Below are 13,417 nucleotides of genomic sequence, written 5' to 3' on the forward strand. Positions count from 1 at the left end.
TTGTGTCGACTGCACGTTTGTATAACATTACCAAAACGTTACTTAGCTATGGACTAGACGAGCTAATTCCAAAGCATAAAGTGCCTTGGTTTGGTAAAATAGCCCGTGGCAGTTTATTTTGGCTGCGTAATCAGCACAAAGAAAAACCTGCGGGGCTACGTTTACGTTTAGCATTGCAAGAGCTGGGTCCTGTTTGGATAAAATTTGGTCAAATGCTCTCTACTCGTCGTGATTTACTCCCGCATGATATCGCTTTAGAACTTGCGTTTTTACAAGATCAAGTTCAACCATTTGAAGGCGAACTTGCACAAAAAATAATAGAAAAAGCGCTCGAAATTAACGATATAAGTGAATTGTTTAGTGAGTTTTCACAAACTCCACTGGCCTCAGCATCTATAGCGCAAGTGCATACAGCAAAGCTTATTGATGAACAAAGCATTGAGCAAGATGTAGTAATTAAAGTTATTAGACCCAATATCTACGAGCAGATCAATGCCGATTTAGCATTGATGGAAAAGCTCGCAAAGGCAATTGCAAAAGTACATAACGAATCAAAACGCCTACGCCCCGTTGAAGTAGTTAAAGAATATAAAAAAACACTCCTAGACGAGCTCGACCTAATGCGCGAAGGTGCCAATGGCATTCAGCTTAAGCGCAATTTTGAGGGCTCTGATTCATTGTATATTCCTACAGTTTACAGTGATTACAGCCGTAGTAATGTGCTGGTAATGGAGCGTATTTACGGCATACCCGTCTCTGATACCGATGCACTTATGTCGCAAAACACTAATATGAAATTACTTGCTGAGCGCGGAGTAGAAGTGTTTTTTACGCAGGTGTTCAGAGATAGTTTTTTTCATGCAGACATGCACCCTGGCAATATTTTCGTCTCTCGAGAGCACCCTGAAAATCCAATGTATATCGGTATTGATTGCGGTATTGTTGGTACATTAAACAAAGAAGATAAGCGCTATTTAGCTGAAAATTTTATCGCCTTTTTTAATCGTGATTATCGCCAAGTCGCACAGCTACACGTTGATTCTGGCTGGGTACCACCAGATACTAGCATTGAAGAATTTGAATTTGCGATTCGCACCGTTTGCGAACCTATATTTAATAAACCTTTGGCTGAAATTTCATTTGGGCACGTACTCGTAAACCTATTTAATACTGCACGTCGTTTTAACATGCAGGTACAGCCACAATTAGTACTACTACAAAAAACTTTATTATACGTTGAAGGATTAGGACGTCAGCTTTACCCGCAACTCGACTTATGGAAAACAGCAAAACCTTTTTTAGAAGACTGGGTAAAGCAACAAGTTGGACCGCTATCAGTACTGAAACAAATGTATGCTAACTTGCCATTTTGGGCTGAAAAAATGCCTGAATTACCAGATCTAATTTATCAAAATTTAAAGCGTGCGCCACACATTCAACCTCAAGAACAAAAGGTATCCCATAAACCTTTAATATTGAGTCTATTTGGTAGTGCTACAATAATTATGGCAACACTTTGTTATTTACAGCACGATTTAATAGCTGCAAGTATTGCAATAAGCTTATCGGCTATTAGCTTTATAGCGGCATGGCGCAGCGCATAAACTGGGTGCTATTTGCGCTAGTGAGCGTATAATTAGTATTTAAAATAAACATTTAACCGTTTTATATTGGAGAAAACCATGGGGTTTAGTGGTATTAGTATTTGGCAATTATTAATTGTTTTAGCGATCATAGTTTTACTTTTTGGCACAAAAAAACTACGCGGTATGGGTGGTGATATTGGAGGGGCTGTAAAGGGCTTCAAAAAAGCAATGTCGGATGATCAAATGAGCGAGAAAGAGAAATCCGAGCAAATTCAACAATCAGAAAAAAACACTGCTGACAACTTAACCGATACTGAAAAAAACAAAGATAACAATAAGGTTTAATTAGTATGGGTATGTGGGAACTTGTTGTTATTTTTATTGTTGGTTTAGTGGTGCTCGGCCCTGAGCGTTTACCTGTTGCGATTAGAACAGTGAGTAAATGGGTTAAAACCGCTAAATCACTTGCCAACTCAGTAAAAGCCGAAGTAAGTGAAGAACTTCGTATTCATGAGCTGCACGAAAACCTTAAAAAAGCAGAACAACAAGAATTAAAAGATTTAAGCCCTGAGTTACAAAGCTCACTAACAGAGCTACAAAAAGCGGCTGAATCAGTTACTCACAGCTACAAAAAACAACAATCTGATACATCAAATAACCAACAACTTGATGAGAAAAAGTGAAATCTATCTCTCACTTTGTGGTCAACTTTTTACATGGTATAAAAAACAATGGCTGAGGAAGTAAAATCAGGGTTTGTAGCTCATTTAATTGAGTTGCGTGATCGGCTAATAAAAGCACTACTAAGCATTTTTGTTATTTTTATTGCCATAGTCTATTTTGCGAATGATATTTATGCTTTTGTTGCACAACCGTTAGTCTCGCATTTGCCAAGTACTGCTACTATGATTGCAACTGACGTGACAGCACCGTTTTTTGCACCCTTCAAGCTTACTTTATTTGTTGCTTTATTTGCATCGATTCCATGGATATTACACCAGGTTTGGGGGTTTATAGCTCCAGGTTTATACCAGCATGAAAAGAAAATGCTCATGCCTATTCTCGCCTCAAGTATAATATTGTTTTATAGCGGCATAGGCTTTTGTTATTTTGTAGTACTGCCAATTATTTTAGGCTTTTTTACAAGTACCGGTCCCGAAATGATGACCCTTGCACCTGACATAAGTAGCTATCTAGGGTTTGTATTAAAATTGTTTTTTGCATTTGGCGTCGCATTTGAAATTCCAGTAGCAATTATGCTGCTATGTTGGAGTGGCGCAACAACAACAAAAAGCTTAAAGGAAAAACGCCCTTATATCGTCGTGGGTGTTTTTGTAGTCGCGATGTTTTTAACACCGCCTGATGTATTATCACAAACATTGCTAGCATTTCCGATGCTTCTTCTGTTTGAACTAGGTCTAATTTTAGCAAGGTTTTATACCGCTAAACCACAAAAAGAATCTGAGGAATAAAATGAAAAAACAACTACTCTCACTATTGGTTTTATTAAGCGCACCGACTTTTGCTGCGCAAACAGAGTTTAACACTCAAGCATTACAAGCATGTAGCTTCATTGAAAATGATTTTAACCGCCTACTCTGTTACGACAACACAGTTGCAGGTAAATCTCTGCTTAAACCATCAGTAACAAAAAAACTGACTCCTCCGACAACAGCTGCTGCACCGATACAAGTAAAAGAGAAAGTTGACGACTTTGGTCTAGAACACAAAAAAGAAGCACAAGTAGAAAAAGAGACTGAGATTAAAGCTGTAGTTACATCAGTTAAAGAAGCCGCTTATGGTGAGTTAATTATCTCGCTAGATAACGGCCAACAATGGCGTCAAATTGGCTCTGACAGCATGCGCTTAAAAGAAAATGAGGCTATCGTAATCAGCCGTGGAGCATTTAGCTCTTTTTTATTAAAAAAAGACGGTAAAAACCGCTCTATTCGCGTTAAACGTACAAAATAATGTCACATACGCTAGTTGATGCTGGAGTTAACTTAACTAATCATCAATTTGATGAGCAGCATCATGATGTAATTACCCGGGCAAGCGAAGCGGGTGTTACAAGCATACTTATTATAGGTTGTGATATTACGAGTAGTCAGCAATCACTTGAACTTGCGATAAAGCATCTTCAATATTCTACGGCAGGTGTCCACCCACATGATGCAAAATCAGCGACTAGTGAACTCGAAGCACAACTAACCGCCCTTGCAAATAATGAGCAAGTTATTGCTATTGGTGAATGTGGGCTCGACTATAATCGTGATTTCTCGCCTCGCGATGTACAACGTAATGTTTTTAGACGCCAGTTAGCGCTTGCTGAAAAATTAGATTTACCTGTTTACTTACATGAACGTGATGCAAGTGACGACATGCTGAGTATTTTAAAAGAGTTTAATGTTCGCGGTGTGCTTCACTGCTTCACGGGCAACTCAGCAGCTCTAAAGCAATATTTAGATTTAGGTTTGTATATTGGTATAACGGGTTGGGTGTGTGATGAAAGACGTGGAAGCGAACTACAAAAACTGGTACCGAGTATTCCTCTAAATCGATTATTAATAGAAACTGACGCCCCATTTTTAATTCCACGCACAGTTTCACCAAAGCCTAAATCACGTAAAAATGAACCATCATTATTGCCTTATATTTGTAAAACAGTCGCACAACTCTATCAAATGGATGAAGAAGTAATTGCTCATCGCACAACACAAAACTTTAACTGTATTTTTGATTTAGAGAGCTGTTAATGGTATGCGCAAAGGCATTTTTGAGCCTATTAATACTCCTTTGCACTTTTTGCTCTTTCGCAAATACAGTAATCATAAAGCACGATTTTGAGTCTCAAGACATTGACAGCCTGCATTATTCTTTTAAGCCAACTTCAATATCAAACGCAACCCAAAGCAATTATGAAAATTGGCAAAAAATAACTAACAAGCCACTTAACCTAGGTCTGGAGCAGCGGCCTGTATGGCTATTTTTTAAAATTAAAAATACACTTAACCACAATACCGAACAACTGCTTTCTATTAACAACCCATTGCTAAATGATGTACAAGTATATCAATTACACAATTCGCAATTACTTTCTCACAATCAAATTGGTGACGCTTACACCATTGATGAGCGCGAAATTAAAAGTGAATCTTTATTAGTTAAACTAACTACTCCTGCAAATAGTGAAACAACTATCTTTATTAAGGTAAAAAACAGCGTAGGATTACGAGTCCCTCTTACGTTATGGCTACCCGAAACTTATTTAGCTTATAAAGGTAAGCTTAATCTAACATACGGTTTGTTAATTGGATTTGTATTTTCTTTAGCTATGAGTTGCTTAGTTTTATATGGTTTTTCTCGCAAAATTTATTTTGCTCACGCCAGCGCGATAACCTTCATACTGGGTTTTTCACTCGCCTACCTTTGTGGATATGGACTTAGGTACATACATCCAAATACTCCTGCATTACAGCAATTTATGATTCCTATATTACTCATGTTTACTGCTTTAATGTTTTCCCCTTTACAAAAACAAATTTGTCACCCTAAAGACTCTTCTTTATTAAAAATTCAAAGGGTAGTCGTTAGTATATTAGGTATCTCACTTTTATTCGCTTGGCTATTTCCGAAGAATATAGTGGCTATATCTTACTTAAGCATCACCCCAGTTGTTTTAACCTTTTACATAGTAACTACGTTATTATGTATACGTCTTTCCCCATCTAAGCCCAACAAGGCCTTACTAATAGCACTGATTTTCTTTTTGGTGGTAATGCTTTATTTTATAATTGTAGCTATGGGGTTATACACCTTTAGCACAAGCACCGTCGCATTTGTATTTATATGCTTTTTTGGTAGTATTTTTTGTCTATGCTACAGCGTAATGAAGCTATTTATTTTACAACGTGATGAAGAAGTCATAGCCCAACAAACCTTAATTGCTAAAAACTCGGCCCAAGATGCACTACTTAAAGAACGTTTAGAGTTACAGGAAAAAACACGCCAAGAACTAGAGTCACAAGTGGATGAACGTACTTTTGAGTTACAAGTTACTTTGAGAGAGTTAGAAGAGAAAAACAGGGAGCTTGAACAGCTAAATACTGAAGACGCTTTAACAGGTGCAAAAAACCGGAGGTTTTTTGATAAGAAGCTTGTGATGGAGCTACGCCGTTCTCGACGAGAGCAAACCCCACTTAGTATTATAATGCTCGATATAGATCACTTTAAAAGTATTAATGATACATATGGACACATAATTGGCGATCAAGTAATTAGAGCTGTTTCAGGTACCATAAAAAGTTATTTAAAGCGCCCCCTTGATGAAGTGGCTCGCTATGGTGGTGAAGAATTTGTAGTGCTATTACCTAATACACAGAATGATGGCGCTCAAGATATTGCTGAGCAAATACGAGCAGCAATAGAAAAAAGTGCTGTAACGGTTGCAAATAACGAAATTAAATTTACGATTAGCGCCGGTGTGTACACATACATCGCCGATGACATAAACAACCCTCAAATTTTTACTGAATGCGCCGACAAAGCTCTTTATTACGCGAAACAACATGGCCGCAATCAAGTAATTAATTTCCCATTACCACAGTAGGAGCATATTAATATGGCCCAATCAGGGTTAGATCTTTTTCCATACACTCGCATGCGCAGAATGCGCCGTGATAGCTTTTCACGTCGTTTAATGGCCGAAAACCAATTAACAGTAAATGATCTGATTTATCCTGTTTTTGTGCTTGAAGGTAAGAATCGCCGTGAAGCAATTGAGTCAATGCCTGGTATTGAGCGACTCTCAATAGACTTATTGCTAATTGAAGCAAAAGAACTCGTTGAATTAGGTGTACCTGCTGTGGCGATTTTTCCAGTAACCCCAGCAGATAAAAAGTCATTATTTGCTGAAGAAGCTTATAACGAAGATGGCTTAGTACAACGTACTGTTCGCGCTTTAAAGGAAGCTGTTCCTGAACTAGGAGTAATTACCGATGGTGCACTTGATCCATTTACTACACACGGACAAGACGGCATTATTGATGATTCTGGATATGTGATAAACGACGTCACCACTGAAATACTCGTTAAACAAGCTATCTCTCACGCTGAAGCTGGGGCTGATGTAATAGCGCCATCAGACATGATGGACGGACGTATTGCTGCAATTCGTGAGGCCCTTGAGGCTGAAGGATTTATTCACACTCGAATAATGGCTTACTCAGCTAAGTACGCATCTAGCTATTATGGTCCATTTAGAGATGCAATTGGTTCGGCCGGAAATTTGAAAGGGGCAGATAAAAAAACCTACCAAATGGACCCTGCTAATTCAGATGAAGCAATACGCGAAGTTGCCCTTGACTTACAAGAAGGGGCTGACATGGTTATGGTAAAACCTGGAATGCCTTATTTAGATATAGTTCGTCGTGTAAAAGATGAGTTTGGTGTACCTACTTTTGCCTACCAAGTCAGTGGCGAATACGCTATGCACAAAGCAGCTATTGATAACGGCTGGTTAAGCGAAGAGGCCACCATAATGGAATCTTTACTTGCATTTAAGCGTGCAGGGGCTGATGGAATATTGACCTACTTTGCTAAACAAGCGGCATCTTACTTAAATAACCGCGACTAATTACTCCAAAGAGCCGCTTTAGCGGCTTTTTTTTATTTTTATACAAATGTAATTCAGATAGGCTTCATTAAACCTCACGTAATATCTACGTTGTATGTAAATCTTCTAGTAATTAATCAGTAACAACTATATATATTTGAGTAATTTTCACAAAACATAACTTAAGCTAGTTATTTAAGAAGTTTTTTACTCATTGAAAAATATAAGTTTTAAAGCGAACTAAAACCTTGCTGCAAGTAACATACTTACAAACCAATATTTACCCTAAACGTAAAAATAAGTCGTGTTTTTATAAAGGAATTAGAATGAAACAACCAACCCAAAACCTGCCAAAATGGCAAAAAAAGTCAGCACCACTACTGGGTCTACTTATTATTTTTTCGACTTGGGTCAATAGCAACCAAGCGGTTGCTGCAACTGTTGATGTAGCAATCCCACAAAGTAGCTTATTTGATGTAATCAGCGCTCGTGCTAAAAAGTTAGCAAGCGAAGAATATGTGGCACCTAAAAACATTGAGCTTGATGCACTAAACAATATTGATTATCAAGATTACCGTTCAATTCGATTTAAAAAAGAAAAAGCGGTATGGAAAAATGAAGGTCTGTACGAACTGCAATTATTCCACCCTGGTTTTTTATATAAAACACCTGTAACTATAAATACTGTTGATAGCGACTCTAAACGTAGCCGATTACCTTTCAGCACTGATTTTTACCAATACGATGGTACTGCTGCACCACTACAAGAAGAAATAACTAAAAGTGTTGCGGGTACTCAACTAGGCCATGCTGGATTCCGCTTACATTACCCATTAAATACTAACGAGTATAAAGACGAAGTAATGGTATTTCAGGGAGCATCGTACTTTAGAGTCGTTGGCCCTCAACAGGTTTATGGCTTATCAGCAAGAGGCCTTGCCATTGATACAGCTGAAAATTCGGGTGAAGAATTTCCAATGTTTAAAGAATTTTGGTTAGTTAAACCAAAGGCAGAACAAACACAAATCACCATTTTTGCACTACTAGATAGCCCGTCGGTCTCTGGTGCATACAAATTTAGTATTGACCCTACAACTAATATGCTAGTTAATGTTGATATGCAAATTTTTGCCCGTAAAGATATTAAAAAGTTAGGTGTAGCGCCATTAACGAGTATGTTTTATCACGGCGAAAACAGCACCAAATTTTTTGATGACTATCGCCCTGAAGTTCATGACTCGGATGGTTTATTGACTCAGTCTGCTGATAATAAATGGGTATGGCGTCCTCTTAACAACCCATCACAACTCAGCGTTACTTCATTTTCGTACAATAACCCAAAAGGTTTTGGTTTAGCACAGCGTGACCGAGACTTTAATAACTATCTAGATACAGAAGCACATTACCACGACCGCCCAAGTCTATGGATTGAACCACAAGGTGAGTGGGGAAATGGTCGTGTAGAGCTTGTAGAAATACCGACTGATACAGAAACTAACGACAATATCGTAAGCTACTGGGTACCAGAAAAACCAATGAAGGCCGGAGATTCATTAAAATTAAGCTACAAAATGACGACCTTTAATTCAGTTTTAAATCAGCACGAGAAAGCGCGTGTACTACGTACAAGAATTGGTCGCGCCGCTTTACCTGGTGAGGACAACCCACCACCAAAAAGCCATCGCCAATTTACTGTTGATTTTACTGGATCAGAAATAAATCATCTGTCTGAACAGTTAAAACTAGATGCCGACATTCAACTTACAACAGGCGAAGTAACCGACATGAATGTACAAAAACTTCCGGATTCACGAGGATGGCGTGTAGCCTTTAAAATTGCACCACAGGACGATCAACCCGTTGATATGCGTTTATCGTTAAAGTTACGTGACAAAGAAATTAGCGAGGTATGGAGTTATGTTTGGTACCCAAATGACATCAAGTAATAAAGGAAAAGGCACACCCATGCCATTCAAAACACTAAGAGTATGGTTGTTTGCCATTGCTGCCTTAGGCACATCGGGGTACGGCATATCTATTATGTTTGAGATTTTGAGCTCAAATGGCATGACTTTGCTTGAATACGCCCTTTTGGTTTTATTCTCTATTACCTTTGCATGGATAGTAACGGCTTTTTGCAGTGGTACAATTGGTTTTGTGCTGCAATTATTTCGTATCGACCCACTCACATTAAACCGTATTAAACCTATTGAGTTTGATAATGCAGCCCTTGCTAAGCAAAAAACGGCTGTAGTTATGCCTATTTATAACGAGGATACTCACCGAGTTATTGCAGGCTTTGAAGTGAGCTTACAATCGTTAAAAGAAACTGGTCAACTTGATAATTTTGATTTTTATCTATTAAGTGACACACAAGACCCAGAAATAGCTAAAAATGAGTTAAGTGCTTGGCATGCATTATGTGAACGTCTTGGTGATACTGCAAAACACGTATTTTATCGTCGCCGTGAAGAAAACAAACACCGTAAAGTAGGTAACCTTACCGACTTCTGCGAACGTTGGGGTAGCCAGTACAATCACATGATTGTACTTGATGCCGATAGCGTAATGACGGGTAAATGTATGTTAGAACTAACAACTAGCATGCTCAATAACCCACAAGCTGGCTTAATTCAAACAATCCCTATTCCAGTGCGTCAAGATACCTTTTTTGGTCGTTTTTTACAGTTTGCATCAGTGCTGTATAGCCCAATGCTCGCTACTGGCTCAGCTTTTTGGCAAACTGATAAAGCAAACTACTGGGGTCATAATGCAATTATTAGAGTTGAAGCATTTATAACCTGTTGTGGCTTGCCAACACTAAAAGGTAACGCACCTTTTGGCGGTGAAATTTTAAGTCACGACTTTGTTGAAGCATCGTTACTTCATAGTGCTGGTTGGGATGTACTACTACTATCTGAAATTGAAGGTAGTTATGAAGAAGTACCAAGTAATATTCTAGATTACGCTGTACGCGACAGACGCTGGGTGCAAGGTAATATCCAGCACTTAGGCTTATTATCTTCATCAAAATTAAAACCCATGAGCAAACTGCACTTTTTATTGGGTGCAACAGCGTATATCTCGTCATTAATCTGGCTTTCAATGCTTGCACTTAGCACTATAGATGCTGTTACTCGTGCTCTAAACAGTGATGTTTACTTTAACCGTGTTTATCAGTTATTCCCAACTTGGCAAATAGCTAAAACAGACCTGATTGATTCGTTACTTTACTTAACCATTGTTATTTTGTTAATGCCTAAACTGATGGGCGTAATTGTTACTCTGATCCATAGAAACAAACGCTTTGGAGGCTCAATTAAACTTATACTGGGTTCAATTATCGAGACCGTATTTGCAATTATTGTTGCGCCATTAATGATGGTCTTTCATGCTTATTTTGTACTATGTGTATTTTTAGGTAAGAAAGTAAAATGGGATGCGCAACCTCGCGAAGGGCGAATGGTTCCGTGGAAAGAAGCGTTTGGTTACACATTATTTTCAACCTTGGTAGCCATAGCTTGGGGCAGCGTTGCATATTACTTTACCCCAGTATTCTTTTGGTGGTTATCCCCTATTTTACTTGGTTTGATTTTAGGGGCTCCAATTATTCGCTACACGAGCAGCATTAAACTAGGTGTACAATTAAGAAAAATGGGAATATTTATTTGTCCTAGTGAAGTCGATAACGACACAACTCTAGAGGCACTTAAAACACACTTAAAGGAGATTTCTGTACCAGAGGAAGGTTTATACCCACAAACCACACCTGTTCTTCCTCAAGAGCACATGGTCACGATGCCTATTCAAAGCTTTAGTAAGCCTCGCAAGCTAAAGATGAAAGCGCTAAAAGCTAAAACAATTAAAAAGTTCAATTAGCGCTAAATCAATAGTCATCAGTAACGAACAAAAAAGGAGCAATGAATTGCTCCTTTTTATTACCTAAAATTTAGCCACATCGAAATAACCGTTTTTTTAATTAGAGAACGCTCTAATAAAATATGTAGCAATGATTTACTGTGTCTTTACTTTAACTCTATAAGTTATAGGCAATAAAAAACCCGCAACATGTGCGGGTTTTTTTAAAGAATTAAAGCGCTAATTACTTAGCAGCTTTTTTCTCTTTTTCTGCAGCGATTACAGTATCAGCTACGTTTTGTGGACATGCTGCGTAGTGTGAGAACTCCATAGAGAACTGACCACGGCCTGATGTCATTGTACGTAGTGACCCGATGTAACCGAACATTTCTGATAACGGAACGTCAGCTTTAATGCGAACGCCAGTTAAACCAGCTTCTTGGTCGCTTAACATACCACGACGACGGTTAAGGTCACCGATTACATCACCAACGTGATCTTCTGGAGTGAACACGTCAACTTTCATGATTGGCTCAAGAAGTTGTGCGCCCGCTTTAGGGATCGATTGACGGAAAGCACCTTTAGCAGCGATTTCGAACGCGATTGCTGATGAATCCACTGCGTGGAAGCCACCGTCAAAAAGTTCTACTTCAACGTCTAGTACTGGGAAGCCAGCTAGAACACCTTCGCCCATCATTGACTTAAAGCCTTTCTCAACTGCAGGCCAGAATTCTTTAGGTACGTTACCACCAACAACTGATGATTTAAACGTGAAGCCTGAAGCAACTTCGCCTGGCTTGATGCGGTAGTCGATTTTACCGAACTGACCAGAACCACCAGATTGTTTCTTATGCGTGTAGCTATCTTCGATTTCACGAGTGATAGTTTCACGGTAAGCAACCTGTGGTTGACCAACGATAAGGTCTACACCGTAAGTACGCTTAAGGATATCAACTTTGATATCTAAGTGAAGCTCACCCATACCTTTAAGGATAGTCTCGCCTGAATCTTCATCAGTCTCAACTTGGAAAGATGGATCTTCTGCAACCATTTTACCGATAGCAACACCCATTTTCTCATTACCGCCTTTATCTTTAGGCTGTACAGCAATCGAGATTACTGGAGTTGGGAATACCATTGGCTCTAGTGTTACTTTATCTTTTGGATCACACAGAGTGTGACCAGTTTGCACGTTTTTCATACCTACGATTGCAATGATGTCACCAGCTTGTGCGCTAGTTAATTCTTTACGCTCATCAGCTTGCATCTCAACCATACGGCCAACACGCTCAGTTTTACCTGTAAACGAGTTAAGGATGGTGTCACCCTTGTTAAGTTTACCAGAGTAAATACGTACGAATGTTAATGCACCAAAACGGTCATCCATGATTTTGAATGCAAGCGCTTTGAAAGATTCATCTGCAGATACGATTGCGTGGTTGCCTGTTTCGTTACCTTCTTCATCCATAAGAGGTTGAGGATCAACTTCTGTAGGAGATGGTAAGTAATCAACAACAGCGTCAAGTACTAGTTGCATACCTTTGTTTTTGAATGCAGAACCACAGAATGTAGGGAAGAAAGCAAGGTCACGAGTACCTTTACGGATACAACGCTTGATATCTTCTAAAGAAGGTACTTCACCTTCCATGTACGCTTCCATTAGGTCATCGTCTTGCTCTACAGCAGTTTCAATAAGCATCTCATGGTATTCTTCAGTTTTTTCTACCATGTCTGCAGGAACGTCTGTGATTTCGTAGTTTTCTGGAAGACCAGTTTCATCCCAGATGTATGCTTTTTTAGTTAGCACGTCTACAACACCAACGAAATCATCTTCAATACCAATTGGTAAAGTCATGATTAGTGGAGTAGCACCAAGTACTTTACGTACTTGCTCAGTTACACGGTAAAAATCAGCACCCATACGGTCTAATTTGTTTACGAAAATAATACGTGCAACTTCTGATTCGTTAGCGTAACGCCAGTTAGTTTCTGATTGTGGCTCAACACCACCAGAACCACAGAATACACCAACACCGCCATCTAATACTTTTAATGAACGGTAAACTTCTACTGTGAAGTCAACGTGTCCAGGAGTATCGATAACGTTAAAACGGTGATCTTTCCAGAAACAGCTTACTGCCGCAGACTGGATAGTAATACCGCGCTCAGCTTCTTGATCCATGAAATCTGTAGTAGATTCACCATCATGAACCTCACCAGTTTTGTGGATAGTACCTGTAAGCTTTAGGATACGCTCAGTAGTTGTGGTTTTACCCGCATCAACGTGCGCGAAAATACCAATGTTTCTGTACTTCGATAAATCTGCCATTAATTTTACTCTTAATAAAGTCGATAAATT

At 38.9% G+C, this 13,417-nt stretch carries 11 protein-coding genes; 10 read left to right on the forward strand and 1 reads right to left on the reverse strand.

What is annotated here, in order from left to right:
* The first annotated feature begins 2 nt into the window (after positions 1 to 2).
* From ubiB to mdoH, 10 genes are all read left to right on the forward strand, one after another.
* A complete protein-coding gene (gene ubiB, locus V6260_RS13045) occupies positions 3 to 1,604 on the forward strand; it encodes a ubiquinone biosynthesis regulatory protein kinase UbiB (protein ID WP_341594592.1) in 1,602 nt (533 codons plus the stop codon).
* A 78-nt stretch (positions 1,605 to 1,682) separates the two neighbouring features.
* Complete coding sequence (gene tatA, locus V6260_RS13050; protein WP_341594593.1) at positions 1,683 to 1,931, forward strand: Sec-independent protein translocase subunit TatA; 249 nt, start codon at positions 1,683 to 1,685, stop codon at positions 1,929 to 1,931.
* Positions 1,932 to 1,936: 5 nt separating this feature from the next.
* Positions 1,937 to 2,269: a Sec-independent protein translocase protein TatB gene (tatB, locus tag V6260_RS13055; protein ID WP_024597077.1), complete on the forward strand. Its 333-nt coding sequence runs from the start codon at positions 1,937 to 1,939 to the stop codon at positions 2,267 to 2,269.
* Between the two features lie 48 nt (positions 2,270 to 2,317).
* The gene (gene tatC / locus V6260_RS13060; protein WP_341594594.1) at positions 2,318 to 3,058 is read left to right on the forward strand and encodes a twin-arginine translocase subunit TatC; all 741 of its coding nucleotides are present in this window, start codon (positions 2,318 to 2,320) and stop codon (positions 3,056 to 3,058) included.
* A 1-nt stretch (position 3,059) separates the two neighbouring features.
* Positions 3,060 to 3,557, forward strand: a complete 498-nt coding sequence (locus tag V6260_RS13065; protein ID WP_341594595.1) for a hypothetical protein — start codon at positions 3,060 to 3,062, stop codon at positions 3,555 to 3,557.
* Positions 3,557 to 4,342, forward strand: a complete 786-nt coding sequence (locus tag V6260_RS13070) for a TatD family hydrolase (protein ID WP_341594596.1) — start codon at positions 3,557 to 3,559, stop codon at positions 4,340 to 4,342. Before V6260_RS13065 ends, V6260_RS13070 begins: the two co-directional genes overlap by 1 nt.
* Entirely contained in the window at positions 4,342 to 6,195 is a 1,854-nt protein-coding gene (locus V6260_RS13075) for a diguanylate cyclase (protein WP_341594597.1), read from the forward strand. Before V6260_RS13070 ends, V6260_RS13075 begins: the two co-directional genes overlap by 1 nt.
* A 12-nt stretch (positions 6,196 to 6,207) precedes the next feature.
* Positions 6,208 to 7,221, forward strand: coding sequence for a porphobilinogen synthase (gene hemB, locus V6260_RS13080; RefSeq protein WP_341594598.1), 1,014 nt, complete (start codon positions 6,208 to 6,210; stop codon positions 7,219 to 7,221).
* 305 nt (positions 7,222 to 7,526) lie between these two features.
* Positions 7,527 to 9,146 carry a glucan biosynthesis protein G gene (locus tag V6260_RS13085; RefSeq protein ID WP_341594599.1) on the forward strand — a complete coding sequence of 540 codons (1,620 nt, stop codon included), beginning with the start codon at positions 7,527 to 7,529 and terminating at the stop codon, positions 9,144 to 9,146.
* Positions 9,118 to 11,079, forward strand: a complete 1,962-nt coding sequence (gene mdoH, locus V6260_RS13090) for a glucans biosynthesis glucosyltransferase MdoH (protein WP_341594600.1) — start codon at positions 9,118 to 9,120, stop codon at positions 11,077 to 11,079. Before V6260_RS13085 ends, mdoH begins: the two co-directional genes overlap by 29 nt.
* 223 nt (positions 11,080 to 11,302) lie before the next feature.
* On the opposite strand, the gene fusA is transcribed toward mdoH, so the two are convergent.
* Positions 11,303 to 13,387 (reverse strand): elongation factor G, encoded by a 2,085-nt coding sequence (fusA, locus tag V6260_RS13095; protein WP_341594601.1) that lies wholly within the window; start codon positions 13,385 to 13,387, stop codon positions 11,303 to 11,305.
* Positions 13,388 to 13,417: the final 30 nt, after the last annotated feature.

The sequence above is a fragment of the Pseudoalteromonas aliena genome (assembly GCF_038155085.1).
Taxonomy (GTDB): domain Bacteria; phylum Pseudomonadota; class Gammaproteobacteria; order Enterobacterales; family Alteromonadaceae; genus Pseudoalteromonas; species Pseudoalteromonas aliena_A.